At 41.6% G+C, this 25,583-nt stretch carries 20 protein-coding genes; 10 read left to right on the forward strand and 10 right to left on the reverse strand.

What is annotated here, in order from left to right:
* Nucleotides 1-119 precede the first annotated feature (119 nt).
* The 5 genes from ACZ41C_RS05955 to ACZ41C_RS05975 form a co-directional block, all read right to left on the reverse strand.
* Complete coding sequence (locus ACZ41C_RS05955) at nucleotides 120-1,754, reverse strand: G-D-S-L family lipolytic protein (RefSeq protein WP_464564930.1); 1,635 nt, start codon at nucleotides 1,752-1,754, stop codon at nucleotides 120-122.
* Between the two features lie 26 nt (nucleotides 1,755-1,780).
* The gene (locus tag ACZ41C_RS05960; RefSeq protein WP_464564931.1) at nucleotides 1,781-4,564 is read right to left on the reverse strand and encodes a TonB-dependent receptor; all 2,784 of its coding nucleotides are present in this window, start codon (nucleotides 4,562-4,564) and stop codon (nucleotides 1,781-1,783) included.
* 191 nt (nucleotides 4,565-4,755) lie between these two features.
* Nucleotides 4,756-6,600 (reverse strand): glutamine--fructose-6-phosphate transaminase (isomerizing), encoded by a 1,845-nt coding sequence (glmS, locus tag ACZ41C_RS05965; RefSeq protein WP_464564932.1) that lies wholly within the window; start codon nucleotides 6,598-6,600, stop codon nucleotides 4,756-4,758.
* Between the two features lie 141 nt (nucleotides 6,601-6,741).
* Nucleotides 6,742-8,634, reverse strand: coding sequence for a DUF4270 family protein (locus ACZ41C_RS05970; RefSeq protein ID WP_464564933.1), 1,893 nt, complete (start codon nucleotides 8,632-8,634; stop codon nucleotides 6,742-6,744).
* A 5-nt stretch (nucleotides 8,635-8,639) separates the two neighbouring features.
* Nucleotides 8,640-9,449, reverse strand: coding sequence for a glycogen/starch synthase (locus tag ACZ41C_RS05975; RefSeq protein WP_154917933.1), 810 nt, complete (start codon nucleotides 9,447-9,449; stop codon nucleotides 8,640-8,642).
* A 103-nt stretch (nucleotides 9,450-9,552) separates the two neighbouring features.
* On the opposite strand from ACZ41C_RS05975, the gene panC reads away from it, so the two are divergent.
* From panC to radA, 6 genes are all read left to right on the forward strand, one after another.
* Nucleotides 9,553-10,398 (forward strand): pantoate--beta-alanine ligase, encoded by an 846-nt coding sequence (gene panC, locus ACZ41C_RS05980; protein ID WP_464564934.1) that lies wholly within the window; start codon nucleotides 9,553-9,555, stop codon nucleotides 10,396-10,398.
* A 13-nt stretch (nucleotides 10,399-10,411) separates the two neighbouring features.
* Nucleotides 10,412-10,762, forward strand: coding sequence for an aspartate 1-decarboxylase (panD, locus tag ACZ41C_RS05985; RefSeq protein WP_099545342.1), 351 nt, complete (start codon nucleotides 10,412-10,414; stop codon nucleotides 10,760-10,762).
* An 89-nt stretch (nucleotides 10,763-10,851) separates the two neighbouring features.
* On the forward strand, nucleotides 10,852-11,817 hold the full coding sequence (locus tag ACZ41C_RS05990; protein WP_464564935.1) for a lysylphosphatidylglycerol synthase transmembrane domain-containing protein: 966 nt from the start codon (nucleotides 10,852-10,854) through the stop codon (nucleotides 11,815-11,817).
* Nucleotides 11,818-11,843: 26 nt separating this feature from the next.
* On the forward strand, nucleotides 11,844-12,986 hold the full coding sequence (locus ACZ41C_RS05995; RefSeq protein ID WP_464564936.1) for an alpha/beta hydrolase: 1,143 nt from the start codon (nucleotides 11,844-11,846) through the stop codon (nucleotides 12,984-12,986).
* Between the two features lie 66 nt (nucleotides 12,987-13,052).
* Nucleotides 13,053-13,223, forward strand: a complete 171-nt coding sequence (locus tag ACZ41C_RS06000; protein ID WP_464564937.1) for a hypothetical protein — start codon at nucleotides 13,053-13,055, stop codon at nucleotides 13,221-13,223.
* Between the two features lie 56 nt (nucleotides 13,224-13,279).
* On the forward strand, nucleotides 13,280-14,641 hold the full coding sequence (gene radA, locus ACZ41C_RS06005; RefSeq protein WP_464564938.1) for a DNA repair protein RadA: 1,362 nt from the start codon (nucleotides 13,280-13,282) through the stop codon (nucleotides 14,639-14,641).
* A 15-nt stretch (nucleotides 14,642-14,656) separates the two neighbouring features.
* On the opposite strand, the gene ACZ41C_RS06010 is transcribed toward radA, so the two are convergent.
* From ACZ41C_RS06010 to ACZ41C_RS06020, 3 genes are all read right to left on the reverse strand, one after another.
* Nucleotides 14,657-15,412: a hypothetical protein gene (locus ACZ41C_RS06010; RefSeq protein ID WP_464564939.1), complete on the reverse strand. Its 756-nt coding sequence runs from the start codon at nucleotides 15,410-15,412 to the stop codon at nucleotides 14,657-14,659.
* Nucleotides 15,413-16,044: 632 nt separating this feature from the next.
* Nucleotides 16,045-17,085: an aldo/keto reductase gene (locus ACZ41C_RS06015; protein WP_464564940.1), complete on the reverse strand. Its 1,041-nt coding sequence runs from the start codon at nucleotides 17,083-17,085 to the stop codon at nucleotides 16,045-16,047.
* A 77-nt stretch (nucleotides 17,086-17,162) separates the two neighbouring features.
* Nucleotides 17,163-17,927, reverse strand: a complete 765-nt coding sequence (locus ACZ41C_RS06020; RefSeq protein ID WP_464565711.1) for an exodeoxyribonuclease III — start codon at nucleotides 17,925-17,927, stop codon at nucleotides 17,163-17,165.
* 129 nt (nucleotides 17,928-18,056) lie between these two features.
* On the opposite strand from ACZ41C_RS06020, the gene ACZ41C_RS06025 reads away from it, so the two are divergent.
* Nucleotides 18,057-18,578 carry a hypothetical protein gene (locus tag ACZ41C_RS06025; RefSeq protein WP_464564941.1) on the forward strand — a complete coding sequence of 174 codons (522 nt, stop codon included), beginning with the start codon at nucleotides 18,057-18,059 and terminating at the stop codon, nucleotides 18,576-18,578.
* 30 nt (nucleotides 18,579-18,608) lie between these two features.
* Nucleotides 18,609-20,687 carry a TonB-dependent receptor family protein gene (locus tag ACZ41C_RS06030; protein ID WP_464564942.1) on the forward strand — a complete coding sequence of 693 codons (2,079 nt, stop codon included), beginning with the start codon at nucleotides 18,609-18,611 and terminating at the stop codon, nucleotides 20,685-20,687.
* On the opposite strand, the gene ACZ41C_RS06035 is transcribed toward ACZ41C_RS06030, so the two are convergent.
* Nucleotides 20,684-22,231, reverse strand: coding sequence for a glycine--tRNA ligase (locus ACZ41C_RS06035; RefSeq protein WP_464564943.1), 1,548 nt, complete (start codon nucleotides 22,229-22,231; stop codon nucleotides 20,684-20,686). The two genes, ACZ41C_RS06030 and ACZ41C_RS06035, sit on opposite strands and share 4 nt — an antisense overlap.
* Before the next feature lie 37 nt (nucleotides 22,232-22,268).
* Nucleotides 22,269-23,180, reverse strand: a complete 912-nt coding sequence (locus ACZ41C_RS06040) for a hypothetical protein (RefSeq protein WP_317129161.1) — start codon at nucleotides 23,178-23,180, stop codon at nucleotides 22,269-22,271.
* 156 nt (nucleotides 23,181-23,336) lie between these two features.
* Between ACZ41C_RS06040 and ACZ41C_RS06045 the strand changes: the two genes are divergently transcribed.
* Together ACZ41C_RS06045 and ACZ41C_RS06050 are read left to right on the forward strand one after the other, a co-directional pair.
* Nucleotides 23,337-23,912: a ComF family protein gene (locus ACZ41C_RS06045; RefSeq protein WP_464564944.1), complete on the forward strand. Its 576-nt coding sequence runs from the start codon at nucleotides 23,337-23,339 to the stop codon at nucleotides 23,910-23,912.
* Between the two features lie 43 nt (nucleotides 23,913-23,955).
* Entirely contained in the window at nucleotides 23,956-25,572 is a 1,617-nt protein-coding gene (locus ACZ41C_RS06050; protein WP_138256872.1) for an Ig-like domain-containing domain, read from the forward strand.
* The last annotated feature ends 11 nt before the right edge of the window (nucleotides 25,573-25,583 follow it).

Below are 25,583 nucleotides of genomic sequence, written 5' to 3' on the forward strand. Positions count from 1 at the left end.
TTTTCAGGCTGCAAAGATATGTCTTTCAATTTTAAACAAAAATTGTTTTTTTGGGTTTTTTACAAAACAAAAAAGATGCACTTAAATGCATCTTTTTGTTACTTTTTTAAACCCAATACTTATTGAAGCGTAGGCGAAAAATTGGTAGGATACTCCCCAACATTTACCAAGTTTCCTGAATCCTCAAAGTTGGAACCATAGGTAGCATCAATGGCCTTCATAAACTCATTGGCGATCAAGGCATAGCCCCTGGCCGTTGGATGGATACCATCTAAGGAAAACGCGCCTCCAGTTACCAAACTTGCGGTCAAGGTATATTGCCCGCTCGTGATGCCTCCATTTGCCAGTTGGTTCAACAAAGCATTGGCATCCACGAATGCCAAGCCTGCCTGACTGGCCGCTGCCGATATAATCGCGTTAAAAGCGTCGGTCGCATTCGCAATTTCAGTCTGTTCCTCCGGAGTCAAAACCCATTTATCCGCCAAAGGCAAACTTACTCCTTCAACGGAGAACTGGCCGGCCAAAGTAGCCGATAGACCCTGGGCCACCAAGGCACCTGCCGCTTCCATGTTGACCGTTCCGATAACTGCACTACTTGGGAGCACAAAGAGATCATCCGCAGTGGCCTGCCTCGCCTGACCATAGGTAGTACCCAACAGACCGGCAACCAGAGGAGCCGCCTGTGGAGGCAATCCAAACTGTTGTACGAAAACAGGGAACCCTGGATTGGCATTTAAAGCCCCCGTTATCTGGGCCGAAAAATCGGTAAGGCTTTCATCCCGTATTACCACGGCATTTGCCTCTGTTGTAGAGAAGCTTATAATCCTCTCCGTAGCGCCCAAAGCTGTAAAAATCTGATTTAAGGCACCAAAAATGGTGTTCAATGTCGGGATTTGGGCCGCGAAATCAGGGTTGGATGGATCCAATGGGTTGAACGGAACCGTAGTAAAATGAGGTATGCTCGTAACATCCGGAATATTGGCTACCACACCCTGAGCACCAGTAGCTGCCAATGTCTGGATCAAGGCGCCATAGGTGTTTGCAAAACCAACTCCTGGAGGGCCATCGATCGGAGTAATAGGGTTGGTACCATCACCTCCCGTAGTGGCGTAGCCAAGTACGTCATTGTTTCCGATCCATAAGGAAAAGAACGTTGGGGACTGACTTGCCGCCATTTCCAAAATACTGATATTTGGATTTGAACCGGTCATCCTCACGAAGTAAGGATTGGCAAGTCCAAGGGATACATTTCCCAAATTCCCATATCCAGGAGCCAACAAATGAAAACTTTTTGCCCCAGGCACACCCAGATTATTGAAAGGCCCGGTTGGGTTATTCAAAGCTATATCAGTCCCTACGGTAACAGGACCAATAACCGACTCCAGCGGCACGGGTCCCGCCCCACCAAAAACCAATCTGGGGGCCTGAATTCGATTACCCCCTGCGGCCAACCCTCCAAAGTTATCGCTGGTTAGGGGTTGTACAAAATCACCACCACCTACCATGGCAAACTTTTGGGACAGAATATTGGGTGTTGAGAAATTTTGGCCTGCTTGAAACAAGGCTCCATCCGTAAAACCGGCCGTTAAGGAATTACCCAATGAAATATAATTGGAAAAATTTGCCGAGCCTGCCGTAAGTTCCGGTTTGGCCTCTTCTATAACAATTGGATCTAAATCTACATCCTCTGGGTCGTTACAATTGGTAAAGACCAATAAGAGGGACGATAAAAATATATAGGTTATTTTTTTCATTTCTAAACGGAATTTAAATTTCATTTTTAGTTGTTGATTGTCCATGATAGATAATACATAGACCCAATGAATCCGGTTCCGAACGCGGTGAAGTATTCATCGCCCAATAAATTATTCCCTCCGATTTTAAAAGTAGATTTGATACTGGGTACGGTATAGTTTATTTGAGCATCCACTACATGGAATTCTGGGACTACTCCATTTCCAAAAGTAGCTTCCCAGTAATAATCATCACTAAAACGATAGTTTATATTGAACCCAAAATTTTTGAATAGCTCTGCATTCCCAAAAGATGCCTTGAACTGATGTTCTGGGGTGTTAAAGCCGACTTGAAAATCGGGATTGGCGACCCTGTCGAAATCCAACTTTGCATATGTATAACTTCCACTAAGGTCAAAATCTCCCAAAACTTTGGCAGTTAACCCTAAAGAAGCACCGTAAGAAGCTATATCTACATCAGAATTGGTATAGGCTTGGTAGGTTTTAACATCACCATTTTGCAAAGCGAGTAAAGACAGTGAATTATCCCCTACGGTCCCATATAAGGGTGCAACAACGTTCTCTGGTGAAATAAAATCTTGATACTGGTTATAATACGTACTAAAATCAACAATCAATTTATCCAATTTCCCACGATAACCTATTTCAAAAGAGGTCACTTGCTCAGGCGAAACCACATCAGGATTTCCAATCTCAATATCGGCAATATTTCCACTTTCTCTAAAGCGCAATATTGAATTGGCAGAGAAAGAATTTTCGTAGGCTGCCCTTCCAGTCTGTGTAATGGTAGCTGGTTGTCCCAACAACTGCCCTCCACCACTTACATCCCATGGCCTTGAGTAGCGATCCAAGTTATCCGGTGCGGCACCCACCAAAATTGCCCTACCTGCATTCAAACCTATGAAAAGATCTTGGGTTGTTGGATTTCTAAAACCTGTTTGTATGGAGGCCCTAACATTGTGATTTCTGTTAATGGTATAACCTGCTGAAAATCTAGGCGAAAAGAAACCATCAAAAAACTCATTTTTATCATAACGAACAGATCCTGTAAGTTTTATGCTTTTCTCTCCAGCCAATTCAATATTTTTCTGAATCTGTGTATACAACCCAAACTCATTGTATAATATTGGACCGTCAGTATCGGTATAAATGGTGCCAAAGGAATTTAGTTGAAATTCGCGAAAAGAGCCTCCCACCTGCACTTCGGCCCAATCCCATAAATGCCCAAAGTTGTAATTTGCATCCGCATGGTAGTATTTTGATGCATCTGCAAATCTTGAACCAGTAGATAAATCAGGGTCTTGTGTTACGCGGTCAAAAGCGGCCTGAAATTCGGGGGTTCCCGGTAAAAATCTACCTGATTCTGCCTGTGCACGAGCAGCGGCATGCGCCTGTTCCTCAGTGGCACCGGCCAGTGTAGCCTGCACGAAAGTTCCAGTATACTCACCAAACCACGTGTTGTCATCCTTCCAAGTTCTATTTATATTTACCGCCGTAAAGACCATGTCATAGGAATCACCTGCCTTGTCTCCTACCATATATCCGCGTACGAAGAAATTGTCGTTCCTGATTTCAAACTTATGCTGTTCCTGAAAGAAATTTCGGATGTTATAACGGTTCGTCCCTTGATAGATAGTATTACCCGTACCTACTTTACCTACGTAGGAAAGCTCCAAACTGTTCCCCTCGATTGGGCGATAATAGAGTCCCCAATCAGATTTTATACTTCTAGCGGTGTAATCTGTTAAATCACTTTCGTGATAACCAGTTCTACTTACATTTACTGAAGGGACTAAAGCATTGGCGCCCGCTGGCAAAATACCCAAACCCTCTAAGGTGACGGCTACGCCTTTAATATTAGTAGAAACTAAATCGCCATAAACGTTTGTACCATCATAGTCCAAATCTGCCCTTGTTTGTCCAGGATTGAATCGATCCACTTCGCTATTTGCGGCCCAATCGGTACCGTCCAAATACCCGAAATTCCATTTTATGGCAAACTTATCACTGAACTTATGGGCAGCGCGCACACCTATATCCGTATACGAATTGGTACCTGCAGCTTCCTGAGAAGTAACTCCTTGTTTTACCGAAACACTAATGCCTTGATAATCAAATGGGCTTTTACTTCTCATGAATAAAATACCATTAAAAGCATTGGCTCCATATAATGCTGATGCCGCCCCTGGTAATAATTCAACACTAAGGACATCCGGTTCTATCATACCCACCAAGTTTCCGATAGGGAAGTTCAAGGCTGGAGTAGAGTTGTCCATACCATCCACCAACTGCATGAACCGGGTATTTGCGAAAGTTGCAAAACCTCTGGTATTGACCGATTTAAAGGTTAAGCTGTTCGTGTTTACATCAACACCCTTCAAGTTTTCAAGTCCACTGTAAAAATCGGCAGAAGCCGTATTTTTTATGGTTTCGATACCCATTCTTTCTACGGTTACCGGAGATTCAAAAATCCGTTCCGGGGTTCGCGAAGCGGAAATTACCACCTCGTCCAAAAACGTCTGTGCTTCGGAAAGAACTACCCGAAGCGTTTGATTGTTGGAAGTAATGTTTTCGAGTCCATCGGTATAACCAATACTGGTAATACTTAACTGAAAGGGGGGCTCTTCTGATGTCTGCAATATAAAATTACCATCAAAATCGGTAGTGGTCCCAATTGCCTTGCCTACAATTACGATATTGGCACCTGGAATCGGTTCGCCGTTTTGGTCAACGACATTTCCATTGATCGTTGTTTGTGCATAGCCTGATGCCCCAAACAAAACCAATGCTAACAGTAGTATTGTTCTCATTCTTAATTTGAGTTAGAATTTTAGTGTGATGAAGATACAGATAATTTTATATGAAAAATAGCAATTTGAAAAAAATTATGCATGCATAGTATTATTTTGATAATTTACGATGCCGATTTTGATGGTTTTAGTATTCCACCAACAAAAAAAGGACGCAAAATTGCGTCCTTTAGATTGTATTAAATTCGATTTTACTCTACGGTAACCGACTTGGCCAAGTTTCTTGGTTGATCTACATTACAACCTCGCATGACCGCGATATGGTATGAAAGTAGCTGTAAGGGTATGGTAGTCAATAGAGGTGAAAGACTTTCCAAGGTTTCTGGAACCTCAATTACATGGTCCGCCAATTCCTTAACCTGCTCATCACCTTCAGTAACGATCGCTATGATTTTTCCCTTTCTGGATTTTATTTCCTGGATGTTGCTCACCACCTTTTCATAATGACCTTTCTTGGTCGCAATTACGAAAACGGGCATTTGTTCATCTATCAAGGCGATAGGACCGTGCTTCATTTCTGCTGCGGGGTAACCTTCTGCGTGAATATAGCTGATTTCCTTAAGTTTCAACGCACCTTCCAAGGCGACCGGAAAATTGTATCCTCTACCTAAATAAAGACAATTGGAAGAATCCTTGTATACATTGGAAATAATCTCGATCAAGGGATTCGCCTCCAAGGCTTTTTTAACCTTATGGGGTATGGTCTCCAACTCCGTAAGGAATTCGTGGAACTTCGTCTGTGAGAAAGTTCCTTTCTCCTTGGCCAATTTTAATGCCAACAAGGTCAATACCGTAATCTGGGTGGTAAAGGCCTTTGTGGATGCCACGCCAATTTCTGGACCGGCATGTGTATAGGCTCCGGCATCTGATTCGCGCGCTATGGAAGAACCTACCACGTTACATACACCAAAAACAAAGGCACCTTTCTCCTTGGCCAACTTTATGGCTGCCAAGGTATCTGCAGTTTCACCAGATTGGGAAATGGCAATTAGCACATCCTTTTCCGTAATAACAGGATTTCGATATCTAAATTCCGAAGCGTATTCTACTTCAACCGGAATCCTGGCCAAATCCTCAAAAATATATTCTGCCACAAGACCTGCATGCCAAGAGGTACCGCAGGCTACAATGATGATTCTATTCGCATTCATGAACTTTTCCAAGTTCTGGTCGATTCCTGCCATGCGAATGATTCCTTGATCGGCCAAGAGCCTTCCCCTATAGGTATCCTTTATGGCCCTGGGCTGTTCATATATTTCCTTCAACATGAAATGATCGTAGCCTCCTTTTTCAATTTCCTCCAAATTCATTTGAAGTTCTAAAATCCGTGGATAGGCAACGGCATCATTTTTGATCTTTCTAAGTTTTATCTCCTTACCGAGTCGTACTATGGCCATCTCTTCATCTTCCAAATAGACGGCGTTATTTGTGAATTCAATAAAAGGGGACGCATCGGAAGCTATAAAGAATTCATTCTCCCCTATTCCGATAGCCAAAGGACTTCCCAATTTCGCAACTACGATTTCATCTGGCTTTCTTCTATCGAAAACTGCGATGGCATATGCCCCAACTACTTGGTTCAAAGCTATTTGGACGGCCTGGCCCAATTTGACATCCTCTGTTTTCTTTACTTCCTCAATAAGATTTACCAAAACCTCTGTATCCGTATCCGAGGCAAAAGTATATCCCCTTTTGGTCAACTCCTTTTTAATGGATTCATAGTTCTCTATAATTCCATTGTGTATGATGACCAAATCACCAGAATTGGAGTAGTGTGGATGGGAATTCACGTCGTTGGGTACCCCATGCGTGGCCCATCTTGTATGACCAATACCTATAGAACCTTCTTGGGAAATACTGTTAGCCTTCTGCTTTAAATCCTCGACCTTGCCCTTAGTCTTTACCAAATTGATTTGACTACCATCAAATAAGGCAATCCCAGCACTATCATATCCCCGATACTCCAAGCGCTGTAATCCTTTTATGATTATTGGGAAGGCATCCCTATGTCCAATGTAGCCGACTATTCCGCACATATTATATTATTAGTATTATAAAAGTAGTTCAAATTTAATCCAACGAACAAAAGTTCAATAAGTTATCAGTTTATTGAACGAATAAATCCTTTAAAGTGTATACATTAAATGAAAAAAATCTGATAGGCTCTTATAAAGTACCTACTCCGTTCTAGTATAACTTATTTCCAACCTTAATCTTTTGTCATAATTTGGGTCGGATTCCGGGATATTACTCCCGAACAAAACAGTACCTAGGGGTGTTAGATTGGAGGTCACGGGAATATCCTCTTCAGTTCCATTTGCAAAAATAGCGTTTGTAACACTTGTAATTTGAATATTCGTAGTAAGTGTTAGACCCAAGGTACTATTCACAGAATCCCGTACGACAAGATTATTAATGTGGTCCGTGATTCTAACCGTATATTTTACCCCAAGGCCATTTTCCTCCACAAGGACCCCATCATAATTTGGGTATGTTGCAAGTGGATTTAGGGAACTTGGTAGTGGTTCTGTGTTCACATTGTACAAAGGACTATTGGTTTCTGAATTATACAAATAGAGACGGGGTGGTTCTGCAGGTTCAGCACCCATACCTGGATAACTCCTATCCACATAAAATACAAGATTGGCTTCGTTAATTATCCAATTGTTGGCCCGTATTTGCTCCAATATATTTTCGGCGTTGTCTGGCTCAAAAAGTTCTATTTCAGACGTGATACCTGCACCCCCCTTCAAGAATATTCTGGATGCATTCATGTTGGTATCAAAGGAATCTAAAACATCTTGTGGATAATTTTCGTTCACAAAAGTATTCACGGCATTTCCTGAAAAACCAGCTGCAGCAGTGCCCGTCAATAGGTTTAAGGTAAATGTGCCCTCACGTTCTTCCGCCTCGCCCAGTTCAGAGTCGTAAGCTAGATAAGAGTAGGTGATGGTAATATTGGCTTGTGTCAAGTCCAACAGCAGCAGTGTTGGATCGCCAATCGATTCCAATAATGATAAATGGATACCTCTAATAAATTCCGAAAAATTCGACTGACTCAAAAGCTCAGGCTTACCTTCCATATCCAAAATGTTATCCTGAAAAAATTCGGTATCCAAAGACACGCGAATACCAGGGTCCAATTTCGTAAAGATTAAAGACTCATCCGTATCTTCCGTATCTTCATCATCCTCGCCAGGTATTAATATTTCCCTGTTATCTACAGTAATTCCTCCATCCATATCCGAGTCGTACAATACGTCTGAAACGAAGGTTGGTACAAATTGTTGGCTAGAATAATATTGTTGCGCTTCTTGAAAATTGGTGTTGGGATCCAAATCCCTTAGAAAATAGGTAGAACGCTGAACTTTTAAACCTATGGTTACAGGTTTGATCACATCATCATAATTCTTTGCATTCACATAAATGCTGTCCAAATCTACCGTAGTGGGAAAATTATTTGCAAATATTTGAGAATCATCAGTGTCGTTGAGTCCATCCAAATCCAAATCCACACTTTGGTCATCCAAGGGATCTGTATTGGCCGTTCTTTCCTCAGCATTTGTGGCTCCATCACCATCACTATCATTCGTTGGATCCTCAGGAAGATCATCAAACTCATCGGCTACACCATCATTATCAGTGTCCCTTGAAATCGCCTTGGTTAAATACGGGATATAAAGGTAGACTTCCTTCACGGTTTCCTGTTCATTAATGGTAGTCGCCGAGTCGTCATTTTCAGCATCATCCTCGATTCTTTGGGAAAGCACCCCAAAAGTGGGGTTGGAGGTTGGTAAATTTAGCTGCGATGTAATGGTAGCAGTTGTTTTGCCATAAACGGGATCATTGTAGATTCCAAGTTGGTAAATCGGCAGCTTATTTGTTCTTACCGCTTCTATATTGCGGTTATATGCAAAGACATCATAGACCTCTTTTCCTGTTGAAAATGGATTTTCACCTGTTACTCCTGCACCTATGGTAGTGAGGTCTTGTTCGCAGGAGAAAAATATCGTACATATTATGAAAACCCCAAATAATATGGGTAAAGACCGCTTATGAAAAATGTTCATTCAGATTATTTTAAAACTTCCGTGTTGTAAAAATTAGCGTATGCTTCCTCAAATTCTTGAATTGGAACATATTCTAACACAGGTTTTTCTTGATTGGAAATATGTGTTGTTAGGTCTTCTGGAATTTCTTCCGAGGCTAAAATAATGGCATCGGAATAATCGACGGCAACTTTTAACAAATTATTATAGGAGGGGCTTTCCAAGGAGGCGATTTCTTCCTCTGGAATTCCATCAAAAGCAATTCTCTTTATCATGTCCTTATCCAGCTCACCTTCAAAAGTCTTACCATAAACGGAGAGTACGATTTTACTATCCGCGAAAAGAGGCTCATCCGCATAATACTTTTTAAGATAAAGCGGCAACAAACTGGCCATCCATCCATGCACGTGAATGATATCTGGAGACCAATTCAGTTTTTTAACAGTTTCCATCACTCCTTTTGCAAAAAATATGGCCCGCTGATCATTATCCGGAAACAACTCGCCCTTTTTATCGGCAAAGGTTGCCTTTCTTTTAAAATATTCCTCGTTATCTATGAAATACACCTGTATGCGCTCCCTAGGTATGGAAGCTACCTTAATTATCAATGGCATGTCCATATCGTTTATGACCAGGTTCATGCCGGACAATCTGATAACTTCGTGTAATTGATGCCTTCTTTCGTTAATGTTACCGTACCTGGGCATAAAAATCCTAATTTGGCCCCCGTTACTGTTTACCATTCTGGGTGCCTCATAGGACATATGTGAAACTTCATTTTCGGGGAGGTAAGGGACTAATTCAGAAGATACAAACAATACCTTTTTACCATTCATAAAAACTATATTTTATTTTTCACGGAAACGCAGGTGCAAAATTACAAAAAATATAGAGATTACCAGTATTTATAGTAAGTTTGCTCGCTAATCACGATTTCGCATGCGCCCTATCGAGACAAAAAAGGAACTTGATAAAATTTTAAATCGCACCCCTTCTTCAAACACATTGGGACTTGTTCCTACCATGGGTGCACTCCATAAAGGTCATCTTGCCCTGGTCAAAAAGGCCGTACAGGAAAATGACCGGGTAGTAGTTAGTATTTTTGTCAACCCAACACAATTCAATAATAAGGAAGACCTTGTAAAATATCCCAAAGACCTCTCCAAGGACCTAGAACTTATAGAAAGTGTTGATCCGGATATTATCGTCTTTGCTCCATCGGTGGAAGAAATCTATGCGCAATCCGTTAGGCCTAAAAAATATGATTTCCAAGGATTGGACAACGTGATGGAAGGGGAATTTAGAGACGACCATTTTAATGGTGTGGGCACCATCGTGGAACAGTTGTTCAGTTTGACCCAACCAAACAATGCCTATTTTGGCGAGAAGGACTTTCAACAACTCCGCATCATTAAAAAACTCGTGGAAATACAGAAAATACCCGTGAATATTATCCCCTGTCCAATTGTAAGAGAAGACCACGGTTTGGCCATGAGTTCCAGAAATGAAAGGTTAAGCGAAAACATACGACTAAAGGCCGGGTTCATCTTTAAGACATTGCAAACTGCCAAGGAAAAATTTGGCACGAAAAGTGCTTTAAAAGTAAAGGAATGGGTAAAAAACCAGTTTCTTAAAGAGGAGGATTTTGAAATGGAATATTTTGAGATTGCCGATGTGGAAACACTGAGCCCGTTAAAAAGAAAAGTAAAGAATAAAAAATATAGGGCGTTTATTGCCGTTTATGCCGAAGATATAAGGCTAATTGACAATATAGCACTCAATTGACTAATTTTGTCCCATGCAAGTACAAGTAGTAAAGTCCAAGATTCATCGTGTAAAGGTAACCGGAGCCGACCTAAATTATATAGGGAGCATTACCATTGACGAAGACTTGATGGATGCTGCCAATATTATACAAGGAGAAAAAGTTCAGATCGTAAACAACGACAACGGGGAGCGTTTGGAAACCTACGTCATACCTGGACCCAGAAACAGTGGCGAAATTACTTTGAACGGAGCCGCCGCCAGAAAAGTAGCGGTTGGGGACGTCTTAATTCTGATTACCTATGCCTGGATGCCCTTAGAGGAAGCCAAAACCTTTAATCCTAGCCTTGTATTCCCGGATGAAAAGACCAACCTTTTAAAATAGGTTTGCCAGCACCATTTTCTACATTTTTCGTTCAAGTGTCATTTCAATGAAGAATACTTGCTTACTTTAGACATCCATATCCAAACATTGTGAACCCATCCTTGAAAAAGACCCTTAAACTGATCGTGCCTATCCTTATTGGGGTGTTTTTAGTACTGTATTGGTATTTAAAGACTTCACCGGAAAACAGGGAACAGATTCTTTTTTACATAAAAGAGGCCGATGTTTTCTGGGTTTCCGTTTCATTGCTTTTAGGTATCATAGGTCATGTTTCAAGGGCCATTCGATGGAACTATTTGTTGGAACCTTTGGGTTACAGACCAAAGTTGATCAACAATATTTTAATGATCTTCATGGCCTATCTGGCCAATTTAGGGGTGCCGCGCACCGGTGAAATTTTAAGGGCAACGGCCCTCACTACCTATGAAGGCGTTCCTTTTGAAAAAGGCTTTGGGACCATCGTTACGGAACGTGTTATCGATTTGATCATGCTGTTGATCGTGGTCATTATCACGCTCTTTTTACAGACCGATATTATCATCACCTTTTTTGAACAACGCGGATTCAATGCCAGCGGACTGATAATCCTGGGAATTGCAGGATTCGCGGCGGGCCTGATTTTCTTTTTGTTCATCAAAAAATCAAAAAACGCTATTGCCCAAAAAATCAAGACGTTTGTAAAAGGATTGTTGGACGGTGTCTTCAGCATTTTTAAAATGAGGAAAAAGTGGGCTTTCGTTTTTCATACTATCCTCATTTGGGCGTGCTATATTGGTATGATGTGGGTCATAAAATATACAGTGCCGGAAACCGCGCATCTGTCCCTTAATGAAATCATGGTCGCCTTTGTATTTGGAGCTTTCGCCATGGCTACCACAAATGGCGGTGTGGGACTTTTCCCCATATTGGTGAGCAAGGCCTTGGGGCTCTTTGGAATAAGCTCCGTATCCGGGGACGCCTTTGGGTGGATTATGTGGATCGCACAAACCCTCATGAACATTGTGTTCGGTGCAATATCTTTTATCCTATTACCGTTATTGAACAGAAATAAATAACCAAATCTTCTGTCCAATAACCTATTATGCGTCATTTTATTACTATTCTGACACTTCTATTGGTGTCTTTTGCCCAGGCCCAAACCACCCAAGAGATTTTTGAATCCTTCAAACTTCAGGAACGCAGGGATGTTCAATACTACTTTCCTCCAAACATGGATGAAAACAAGAAATATCCTTTAATTGTGGTCTTGGACGCCAATTACCTGTTTGATCAGGTAGTGGCCACTTCAAAATATTACAGTCGGTTTCACGGCATGCCAGAAAGTATCGTTGTTGGCGTGAACCAAAGTGAAAACGGCATCCGGTTGGAGGATTGTGCCTTTGATCCAGAAAACGGACTCCCTAGCGAAAAAGGAAAAAAATTCTATGAGTTCATCGGGATGGAGCTGATTCCCTATTTGGATTTAAATTACAGCACCGCGCCATTTAAAATGATATTCGGGTACGATATTTCGGCCAACTTTCAGAATTATTGGCTTTTCAAGGACAACTCGGTCTTTGATGCCTATGTAAGCATCTCCCCTACCTTGGCCCCAGAAATGGAAAGCAGGGTGCCATCACGTTTAAACACCTTTGATAAACAAATGTTCTATCAATTAATCGTGGAAGGCGAGCAAACTGACGAAACACCAAAAATTATGGCATTGGATACCGGGATAAAGGCCTTGAACAAGGAAACCCTCCATTATTTCTTTGACAAATACGATAAAGCGGACCATATTTCCGTCGCTACCTACGGCATTGGAAAGGCCTTCGATAATGTATTTGGCATGTTCAAGCCGATAAGTCCAAAGGAATATAAAACCCAAATTTTGACTTCGGATGAACCCGTATACCAATATCTTGAGAACAAGTATCAGGGCATTGTGGATCTGTTCGGATTTAGTAAGCCGGTAGAACTGAACGACATTATGGCCATCTATGCCGCCACCCGAAAGAAAGAGGATTTGGAATCCTTAAAATCACTTTCGGAACTGTGCAAGAGGGAATATCCGGATACCATGATGGGCTTTTATTTTGAAGGAGAATATTACGAGCAATTGGGAGAGCCCAAAAAAGCATTGAAAACCTTTGAAAAGGCTTTTCAGATGGATGAAATTGATTTTTTAACTAAAGAAATGGCATTGGAAAAAATGGACGCATTAAAGGCGGATTTTGGTTTCTAACCTACATCAAACCCCGCAAACCCAAATATAAACTTAGATCCCAAATCTAACCTACAACCTACAATTATGTTTAAAGGCATCTTTAAATACTACGCCTGTGCTGGCGTGTATTTTACCTACTATGGCCTCAAAGGCGATAAACTATTGGCATTGAGCATACTTTCCTTATTCTTGGCATGGGCCTCCTTTTTTATGGCCATCTGGGAATTCAAGAAAAAACAATCTGAAGAGGAATAAGGAATTTTCCTTTTTGAACTTCTTAGTACCTTTGGCGTAAACAAGAAACGCTACGAATGGCCAAAACTAAAACCGCTTTCTTTTGTCAGAATTGCGGTACGCAATATGCCAAATGGGTGGGACAGTGTTCCGCTTGCAAGGAATGGAATACGGTCGTTGAGGAAGTGGTTCAAAAAGAGGAGAAAACCAGCTGGAAACCTTCTCCTTCCGCTGCCAAACGTATTTCCAAACCCTTGTTGGTGCATGAAATCAGTGTTGAGAAAGAGCTGCGGCTCAACACGTTCGACCTAGAATTCAATAGGGTGCTTGGGGGTGGTCTCGTACCTGGAGCCTTGGTCCTTTTGGGCGGTGAACCCGGAGTTGGAAAAAGTACGCTACTTTTACAGATTGCGTTAAAACTACCTTATAAGACCTTATACGTTTCCGGTGAGGAAAGTCAGAAACAGATAAAGATGCGGGCAGACCGCATCCATCCCAATAGCGAAACCTGTTATATCCTCACGGAAACCAAGACCCAGAATATCTTTAAGCAAATTGAGGCTACGGAACCCGATATTGTGGTCATCGATTCCATTCAGACCTTACATTCGGATTATATCGAGTCGGCCGCAGGGAGTATTTCCCAGATTAGGGAATGTACTGCGGAGCTTATCAAATTTGCCAAGGAAACTAATACGCCCGTTATTTTGATCGGCCATATTACCAAGGATGGTTCCATTGCGGGACCCAAAATTTTGGAGCACATGGTTGATACGGTTTTGCAGTTTGAAGGGGACCGCAACTACGTCTACCGAATCCTTCGTTCCCTAAAAAACCGATTCGGATCTACGGCGGAATTGGGCATTTATGAAATGCAGGGCAGCGGACTAAGAGAAGTTAACAACCCCTCCGAAGTATTGGTCTCCAAGAACGATGAAGGCTTGAGCGGAACCGCCATTGCCTCCACGGTAGAGGGTATGCGACCTTTGTTGATTGAAATACAGGCCTTGGTAAGTACGGCGGTTTATGGAACCCCACAACGTTCCACCACGGGATATAACGCCAAACGCTTGAACATGCTTTTGGCAGTGTTGGAAAAAAGGGCCGGATTTAAACTAGGGGCAAAAGATGTATTCCTAAATATCACCGGGGGAATCTCTGTGGACGATCCTGCCATTGACCTTGCCGTAATTGCCGCTATATTATCCAGCAACGAGGACATTCCCATTGAAAAGGGCATCTGTTTTGCCGCGGAAGTTGGGTTGGCCGGTGAAATACGGCCCGTTCAGCGGGTAGAGCAGCGCATTTTGGAAGCCGAAAAACTGGGCTACACAACCATTTACGTTTCCAAAAACAATAAAATTGGGTTGAAAAACACCAAAATCAAGGTGCAGTTGGCAGCCAAGATTGAGGATGTGGTACGTAGTTTGTTTGGGTAATTATTGGAGCATTATTCAGTTATTTTTTAAAATATATTTTAAATACCTCAATCTAACCTGAGAAATTGGATAAGAAGGAACAACTTTTATATCATCTAACTTGGAATGCACTGCCTCAGTTTCCTTAATCAGTTTTAAAAGGCAGTCTTTGTTACTCCTAATATGATTTTTAATATATTCTTTATAGAATTCATTAATTTTTAAATCGTATTCGAATAGTATATTATTAAAATCAATTGGTTCAGGCAATGATTCAGTAAACTTCAAAGCCAATTTTAATCCATTCCAATTAGGGTGTTCCTTTATTCGATTTGTCAAATATGATTTGAATTTATCAACTTGAAAAGATTCAAATTTATCATTCCTTTCTTCGTTCAATGTCCATTTGCTTGTTAAAGGGAAATAATCCGTATGAGTAATATAGTTTCTTAGTTCCTTTATGAAGCAATGAAATGTGTCCGCAATTTGATTCTCCTCATAAATTTCAATAAAGCTTGTTGCGCTAGCTAAGATATTATGAATTGTTGTAATAATTCTTTTTTGCCGAAAGAACCTTTTGAGTGAATTAGCGGTGACATTTCTATCATCTGAGTAATACTCTTTTAGGACTTTATTCCAGGCAATAGTATTACTCCTGTAAATGAAATAAAGCATTTTAAATTTAAGAAGATAATGAAAACACTTGTATCCTTCAGAGTTCCTAATTTTATCGCTTTTCTGCTGACAAGCAATTATCTTTTTGGGAAATTCCGAATCCAATTTATTACTCATTAAATACTATTGAAAATAAAATATGTTTTCATAATTTTCTTGTTTTCATGCAGTCTGGGGTAGATGTAACACTAAAAAAAGCCCTTTGATAAGGAATGGCTTTTGAAATATTTGGGCATTTATTCATACTTTTTCTTCCATGTCCCTCCTGCTCCATGGTATGTTTCACATGACAATACGAATTCAGTCCGACATTTAGGACATTCAAACTCCAAGTATAAGACATCGGTCGACCAAGGCTTTTTGCTATTTATGTCGTCAACACTACAATTACCTGTCTTGAATCGAATTGAGTCGTTTTTTATGAATGTTTTAATTTGTTCCACTATCTCATAAAGTTGATATGGCATTTCAATCTTTTGAGTTTCAGTTAAACCGACACATTCCTCACACATAATTGTAGTTTACACATCAATAAATTCTATTCTGTCACAACCCTTTTAAACAAACAATAATACATGTACACTCATACATATATTCCTATTTTAAAACATACTTTTAAAGTTTATATTCCATAAAGAACTACCTCTTATCCCTCATAATCCTAGAAAGGGTCAATATGATAATTATGACCACGATGATCAAGGCCACTTGCCAAAAGCCTACTCTAAGAAATATTAATAAGTCTATCATTATGGTGCCGGGTTAGGATGTTCGTTATGAATCTTCTCGATGCCCTCCATGATTTCTGAAGTCAAGGTAATATCGATACTTCCAATATTTTCCTTCAACTGTTTCATACTGGTGGCGCCAATGATATTACTGGTCAGAAAGGGTCTGGTGTTCACGTAGGCCAGAGCCATTTGGGCCAAGGAAATATTGTGTTCCTGTGCCAGTTCATAATATTTCTGGGTAGCTTTTACTGCAGTATCGGAGCTGTATCTTTTGTAGTTGGGAAATAAGGCGATTCGGGATCCTTCCGGCAACCTATCGCCTAGATACTTTCCACTAAGCACCCCAAAGCCCAATGGGGAATAAGACAGTAGGCCAATGTTTTCACGCATGGAAATTTCGGCCAATCCAACTTCGAACAATCGGTTGAGCAAACTATATGGGTTTTGAATGGTAATGGTCCTGGGCAGGGAGGCATGGACTTTGCTTTCTTCCAAAAAGCGCATGGTGCCCCAGGGTGTTTCATTGGAAATGCCTACATGGCGTATTTTCCCCTCGCGCATCAAATCCCGTAAGGTTTCCAAAACTTGGTGGATATTGTCCTCCCAATAATCGGTTACCTGGTGGGTATAGCCCCGTTGACCAAAATAGTTCGTGTTTCTTTCCGGCCAGTGCAATTGGTAAAGGTCTATATAATCCGTCTGTAGCCGTTTTAAACTTCCCTCCAACGCTTCGATGATGGATGCACGGGTAAATCCGGTCGTTCTAATGAATTTGGTAAAATCGGCCTTGCCTGCAATTTTACTGGCCAAAACGACCTTGTCCCTGTTGCCATTTTTCTTAAACCAAGAGCCAATGATTTTTTCGGTCAGGGAATGTCTATCCGGATGGGCCGGAATAGGGTAGAGCTCTGCGGTATCAAAAAAGTTGATGCCCTGATCCAAGGCATAATCCATTTGCTCATGCCCTTCGGCTTCGGTATTTTGGTTGCCCCAGGTCATGGTGCCTAGGCATATTTTACTGACTTCGATATCGGTATGGGGAAGGTGGGTATATTTCATATTAAATGCGGCAGGTTATCGATTTAAAATCTTAAAATTACGAAATAGGAACGGTACTCGCCTTGAAGTTGTTTAAATCAAACGTTAAGTTCCAGTAAAATGGGACAATGATCGCTGTGTTTGGCTTCGGATAAAATAACGGAACGTTCTAATTTTTCGGTTAGGGGTTCAGAAACCATTCCGTAGTCCAAACGCCAACCCTTGTTGTTGTTTCGGGCATTGGCCCTATAGCTCCACCAGGTATAATTATCCGGTTGCTGATTGAAATGCCTAAAACTGTCCGTAAAACCGCTCTTTATAAAATTTCCGATCCATTCCCGTTCAACGGGCAAAAAACCCGATACGTTCTGGAGTCCCACAGGATTGTGTATATCGATGGCCTTGTGGCAAATGTTGTAATCCCCCAAAACAATAAAATTTGGATGTTTTTTTCGAAACTCGTCCGCAAACCTTTGAAAATCTGCCATATAGGTCAGTTTGTGTTCCAGACGGGCAAAGTTGGTACCCGATGGCAGGTACATGCTCATTACGGCAAGATCCCCAAAATGGGCGGTAATATTTCGGCCCTCAAAATCCATATAGTCTATACCCGTACCGTTGAGCACTTCATCCGGTTTTTGTTTGGACAGGATGGCCACTCCGCTATAGCCCTTTTTCTGTGCACTGAACCAATAATGATAGGGGTATCCGGCCGACTCAAAAAGCGATAAATCCAACTGCTCTTTGTTCGCCTTTGTTTCCTGGAGACAGACCACATCCGGGTCCACCGCTTTCAACCACGGTAAAAAATCCTTTCGCAATGCAGCCCTGATACCATTTACATTGTAGGAAACGATCTTCATCATAAGTGCCTTTGGGCCAAAAATAGAAAAGCCTACCCAATTATTCCCAAGTATGGCTACCTAAATCCTAACTTTGTCCTCTTTGAAACGACCTTTGATTACCACTCTAAGAATTAGAAACCATATGTCATGAGATATTTTTTATGCCTGATTATGAGTCTAGGTTTTACCAGCTCAATAATGGGACAGGCCTATCCAAGATTTGAAAATAATCACGAAATAAAATTCAATATCGGTCAATTTTTGGCCACCTCCACGGTTGAAGGTTCGTATGAATTTTTTTTTACCGAGGACACGAGTATTGGGGGAACCCTTTATTTTAATGGCGATGCGACCGATTACAACGGTAACTTTGGCATTGGCCCTAACCTTCGCGCTTATTTTGGCTATATACCCCGAAGCGGTTTTTTTGCCGAAGTATTTGGACTGTATTACACCGGTGAAAATGATGTGGATAGTACAACCTTGGGAGCTAGAAACAACGACTATGGCACTACCGCCCTAGGTCTAGGAATAGGTAATAAGTGGGTCACCCGAAGCGACCGTTTTACCTTGGAAATCCATGGAGGTATGGGCCGAAATATAAACCCGGAAGATTTTCAAAATGCATTTATGTTTAGGGGCGGACTCTCTATTGGTTTTAGATTTTAAACCATAACTTCGCATTTTATGCGAAGATTGATGAAATACCTACCCCTCTTAGTTCTAGTATCCACACTATTTGTAAAGGCCCAAGACCCCATAAATAGGGATAGTATCACCCAACTGGAAGAAGTGATCCTTATAGATGCGTTGAAGAACAAAAAGGTAATCGGTATCACGCCATCGGAAGTAATATCGGCCAAAACCTTTCAAAATTATAGTCCAGTAGACATTGTATCCTCCATGAACCAAATCCCCGGGGTCTATGTACTTTCAGGTGCCTTGAACACCAACAGGATTACCATTAGGGGCATAGGGGCCAGAACGTTGTTCGGCACAGATAAACTCAGGCTTTACTACAACGAGATTCCCGTGACCAACGGAACGGGTTCGTCCACCATTGAGGCTTATGACCTGGAGAATTTGGGCCAAATAGAAGTAGTGAAAGGGCCTAAGGGAACGGAATTTGGGGCCAATCTTGGGGGTGCCATTATCCTCACACCAAAGGAAGCTTTGGGAAGGTCCACGAATTTTAGTAACAACTTTACCATAGGTTCCTTTAACCTTTTAAAAAATAATCTGGCCTTTAACCATTTCGATGGAAAGCTACGTTTGAATCTGCAATACGGCCATTTGGAAACCGATGGATACCGCGAAAACAATAACTTTGAGCGCGACGGATTCCTGCTGAATACATCCTATCAACTGAACCCCAAAAACAAGTTCTCACTATTGGTGAACCATATCGACTACACGGCCCAAATACCCAGTTCCTTGGGAATTACGGCATTCAACGAAGACCCTACGCAGGCCACGTTTACCTGGAGGGCCTCCCGCGGTTTCGAAACGAACAATCAGACACTTTTGGGCGTATCCCTAAACCATGAATTTTCTACCCGTTTTCAGAACACCACCAGTTTCTTTTATAGTTATTTGGATAAGACCGAAGCGCGACCTTTTGGCATTTTGGAGGAAATCACCAATGGTTTTGGGTTCAGAACCCTGTTTTCAGGGAATCTAACCCTTTTTGAAAAAAATACCGATTTCACCTTTGGAGCGGAACTTTACAAGGATGAATATGATTGGGACGAGTTTGAAAATCTATATCAGGAAAACGATGACAACGGCAGTTTAAAGGGCGCCCAGTTTGCCCGAAATAAGGAATTTAGGGGACAATGGAACCTTTTTACTTCCTTACAATATCCATTCACCGATGCATTCTCGGCGCAATTGGGTCTTAGCCTCAACAAAACGGACTTCGATTTACAGGACCTGTTCAATATTGGAAATGCAAACAATAGTGGAAGCAGGGATTTTGACCCTATCCTGCTACCGAGTCTAACCCTAAACTATTCCTTAGGCACTAATCAGGAATTGTATGCCAACATTAGTAGGGGCTTTACCAATCCTAGCCTTGAACGTACCTTGACTCCGGAAGGCATCATCAATCCGGATATCAAACAGGAAACCGGCACAAACTACGAAATTGGAACCAATCTTCTTTTTGATCAAAACCGACTGCGCATCAACCTGACCCTCTATCAAATGGATATCAATAATTTATTGATCAGGGAACAGGTTGGTGACGATCAATTTATTGAAAAAAATGCCGGATCGTCCAAGCACCAAGGCGTGGAGCTTGGAGTGGACTACTCGCTTTTTTCATCCACCTCGGTAGTTCAGGTAAATCCGTTTGTCAACTACAATCTAAACCACCATAGGTTCACGGATTTTGTGGACGGCGGCATTGACTATTCCGGTAACGAGTTGACCGGTGTGCCAAAACATCGGTTGACCATGGGCCTCCAAAATCGCATCCTTACCCATTTTTACCTCAACCTTATCTACCAACACGTAGGCAGTATTCCCTTAACGGATGCCAACGATGTGTATAGCGATGCCTTCAATTTGGTGAATTTCCGGGCCGGATATCGCAAAAAACTAACACCAAAATTCACCTTGGGCGTGGACTTTGGCGTCAACAATGCATTCGATGTACTCTATGCACGTTCTGTGCTGATAAATACACAGGGATTTGGCGGTGCGGAACCTCGTTATTATTATCCGGGAGACGGCCGGAATTATTACGGCTCACTTAATGTGGCCTACGCACTTTAAGCCTCCATTTTTTGTAGCCAGGTACGCATATCCACGGCCTCGTGAATGATTCCTTTCAATGCTGCAATGGCCACGCGTTCCTGATCCATGGAATCCCTATGACGAATGGTAACCGTTTGGTCTTCCAAGGTCTGATGGTCCACAGTGATACAGAATGGGGTACCATTCGCATCCTGCCTTCTGTAGCGTCTGCCTACGGCATCCTTTTCATCGTATGTTACATTGAAATCCCATTTAAGCTCATCCAAGATTTGTTGCGCCACCTCCGGTAATCCATCCTTTTTTACCAACGGCAAAATAGCGGCTTTGGTAGGTGCCAGAACTGCCGGAAGTTTTAAAACGGTCCTAGAAGTACCGTTTTCCAATTCCTCCTCTTGAAGCGAATTGGACAAGACCGCCAAGAACATTCGATCTAGACCAATGGACGTTTCCAGTACGTATGGAACATAGTTTCGATTGGTCTCATGGTCAAAGTACTGTAGTTTCTTTCCAGAGTATTTTTCATGGCTTCCCAAATCGAAATCGGTTCTGGAATGGATTCCCTCCAATTCCTTGAACCCGAAAGGGAAACGAAATTCAATATCCGCGGCCGCATCCGCGTAGTGTGCCAATTTTTCATGGTCATGGAACCTATAGTTGTCTTCGCCCATACCTAGGGAAAGGTGCCATTTCATTCGATGCTCCTTCCAATGTTCGTACCATTCCTGTTGTGTTCCTGGCTGGATAAAGAACTGCATTTCCATCTGTTCGAATTCCCGCATACGGAAGATGAACTGTCTTGCGACGATTTCGTTCCTGAAGGCCTTTCCGGTCTGTGCAATCCCAAACGGGATCTTCATCCTTCCGGCCTTTTGTACGTTCAAAAAGTTTACGAAAATACCTTGGGCCGTTTCAGGTCGCAAGTATAGGTCCATGGCATTTTCCGCACTGGCGCCCAGCTTGGTGCCGAACATGAGGTTGAACTGTTTTACATCGGTCCAATTCTTGGATCCAGACATGGGGCATGCAATATCCAGCTCCTCGATCAAGGCTTTAACATCGGCCAAATCTTCTTTCTCCAGGGACTTTGCCATTCGGCTTAAGATACTTTTCCCTTGTTCCAAATATTCGACTACCCTAGGGTTGGTCTCCAAAAATTTCTGTTTGTTAAAGTTTTCGCCAAAACGTTTTTCGGCCTTGGCGACCTCCTTTTCTATTTTGGCATCGATTTTACCTACGTAATCCTCAATGAGGACATCTGCCCGGTATCGTTTTTTGGAGTCCTTATTGTCTATCAACGGGTCATTAAAGGCATCTACGTGCCCAGAGGCCTTCCATGTAGTTGGGTGCATGAATATGGCGGCATCGATGCCCACAATATTCTCGTTCAATTGAACCATGGCCTTCCACCAATACTGACGTATATTGTTCTTAAGCTCTACACCGTTATGGCCATAGTCGTATACGGCGCTTAAACCATCATAAATTTCACTGGATTGGAATACATAACCGTATTCCTTTGCATGGGAAATTACCTTCTTAAAAATATCTTCTTGATTTGCCATGCGGCAAAAATAGAATATTAGCCAAAAAGAAGGGAATTTATTTTAATTGAAATTCTGAGGAGGTAATTAGTCGTTCGTCCTCAAAAACGTTCAATGTGTAGGTTCCTTCCTTTAAGGAGCCTTCCGGAACGGTTACGTAATCACAGATGGAGGTTTCTTCACCAAAATATTGAAATTCAACCCTTTTACTATAAACATTACCATTTACCGTAATCGTATTGGCATTGTCCTCTACAATCTGTTTGTTTGGATCCAAGAATTGGAGATAGATAACTTTCTCGGATCGGGCTACGTCCGGATCTGCCAACACGGTTACACAACCACGAAGTTTTTCGATGGTAGATGCCTTATTGGTACCAACGGGACGGGACCCCCTCAACCTGAAACCGCTACCTTCTGAATAGTCCATGTTTAGGTAGTTCTTGACCTTTAGCTGCTGATTGAGTTCCATGATCTTTCTTCGCTGTAGGGCCTCTGCCTCTGCCAGACTGTTGCTGTTCGCCTGTAAAAGCTCAATTTGCTTTCTAGCCTCGTCGTATTTGTCCGTCAACAGCAAATTGTTATACCTAAGAAAATTGTTCTTAAGCTTTAGACTATCGTTTTTGGCTTCCAGTCTTCGTAGTTCCGACTTAAATTCCCTAAGCCTGTCGATAGTAAAATTTAGCCTCCCTACTGAATCCTTAAGTTGTTGCACTTGGAACTTCGCATCTTGAAGCTCTATATCGTTCATTTCGTTCAACGCAGAAAGTCGGTCCAAGTCGGCCTTCATCAATGTAAGGTCCTTCACCAGAACATCCTTTTGTTGTTCCAGGAAACTTATTTCAGATTTGGATTGTGCATGACTGTAGTAAAAGGCAATTAGGATACCAATTATAACAGCGGCCATAGCGGCAAGTATAATTTTATAATTGAATTTAGTATCTTGATTGTCCATCCAATAAATGGGCATTTAGTAGGTTAAATAATGAAGCAAGAAATGTTTCTCGCCAAGCTGTCAAATATAGCAAATGATATAAACACCCTCCTATTCCCTCACGCATGTTTTGGATGTAATGACAGATTAATTAGAGGAGAGAAGCTATTGTGTACCGTTTGTCGACACCAATTGCCACTCACCGATTACACCTTTAACGAAGAAAATCCTGTAGATCGTATCTTTTATGGTAGAATTAACATAAAAAAAGCGAGTTCCTTCCTTCATTTTACAGATTATGGCATCGTAAAAAACCTTATTCATAACCTAAAATATAAAAATCAAGAGCACATTGGGGCGTTTTTGGGCGATTGGTACGGACAACTCCTAAAGGAAAACGACCACCTTCCAAAAATAGATTTTGTAATCCCTGTTCCCTTACACAGGAAAAGACTTAAAAAAAGAGGCTATAACCAAACGGCCCTATTCGCAAAACGATTGGCAGCACATATTGGATCTGAATATTTAGACCAAGTTCTGACCAAAACTGCAAACACAAGGACACAGACCAAGAAAAACAGATTGGCCCGATGGTACGACAATAAATCCCTTTACACCGTAACCGATACCGAAATTTTAAAGAACAAGACCATTTTATTGGTCGATGATGTGATTACTACAGGAGCTACCATGGAACTATGTGGTGAAGCGCTATTAAAAATAGAAGGTACCACCCTATTTATAGCGAGCATTGCGGTCGTGGAGTAATATCTGGGGAATATATTGTTTCTTTGTCCTATAATTTTGTTCCATGTTCCGTAGAATCCTAGGTTACATATTCATTTTACTTTCAATTACGGCGTTCTACCAATGTGCAAGAAAAGGAACGCCCACAGGTGGGCCAAAAGATGTTACTCCCCCTGTTCTATTACGTGCCGTACCTGAGAACATGAGTACCAACTTTGAAGGAAAAAAAATACGTCTCTATTTTGATGAGCTTGTAAAATTGGAGAAAGTACAGGAGCAATTGATTGTTTCACCTCCCTTAAAATATCAGCCATTGTTAAGCCCTCAGGGTGGTGCCAACAAATTTGTTGAAATTGTCATACAGGATACACTAAAGGAAAATACGACCTATACCATAAATTTTGGGCAAAGTATCGTAGACAATAACGAAGGAAATCCAAACCCATTCTTAACCTATGTTTTTTCCACGGGCGACTACATTGACTCCTTGGAACTACAAGGTGTTGTGAAGGACGCTTTCAACAAAGAGGCCGATGATTTTATCAGTGTAATGCTTTACAGTATCGATTCCAGTTATACAGATTCTACCGTTTACAAAAGACCTCCCAATTACATTACCAACACCTTGGACAGTACGATCATCTTTAATTTGAAAAACTTAAAGGAAGGAACCTATGCCCTTTTTGCGATAAAGGACCAGACCAAAAACAACGTTTTTGACCAGAATACGGATAAAATCGGGTTTATTAAGGATACCGTCCGGCTACCAACGGATTCCATTTACCTTCTAAATCTTTTTAGGGAAGTCCCGGACTACGGTATTGCCGTTCCTACTTATGCGGCAAAAAATAAAATCAGCTTTGGATATTACGGGGATGGGAAGGATATAGAACTGAATACCATTTCCCCTATTCCGGATACCGTGAAAACAAAAATCCTAAAAGAAAGGGATAAGGATACCCTGAACTTTTGGTTTACACCGTATGATATGGATTCCCTGTTGTTTACAGTGAAGAACGAGCGCCTAAAACTTATAGATACGTTTAAGGTGAAAAGTAGGAAGGTGGGCATTGATTCCCTTAAATTGACTCCCAGCCGTACGGGTACATTGAACTTTGGGGAACGCTTTTCACTACTGGCGAACACGCCCATAGAATCCTTAGACACTACAAAAATTGAGGTGTTCAAGCAGGATACTTTACAAGTAATCCACACCGCGGTCCTGGACTCTTTGGAAAATCAGGTTAATATTGAGTTCAAGGTGGATGCGAATGAAAAATATAAAGTTCAGATGATTCCTGGTGCTATTGTGGATTTTTTCGGTACAACAAACGATTCCATCAATTTTGTCCTGAACACCAAGAGTTATGCGGACTACGGAAACCTATCTGTTAATTTAACTGGTGAATCTATAGAATACCCAGTAATACTAGAACTGACCAACGAAAAAGGCGAGGTGCAAAGGACGCAGATTGCAACAGAACCTAAGGTTTTTGAATTTAATCATATAAGTCCAGGAAAATATTTGATCCGAGCCATTTTCGATACAAACAATAATGGACAATGGGATACGGGAAACTACCTCAAAAGAATTCAGCCAGAAAAGGTGTCCTATTACCCTACTACCATTGAGATGCGCGCCAACTGGATAGAGAACATTACTTTTACAATTCTTAATTAATTACTTATCAA

The sequence above is a fragment of the Maribacter sp. C-4077 genome (genome assembly GCF_055378385.1).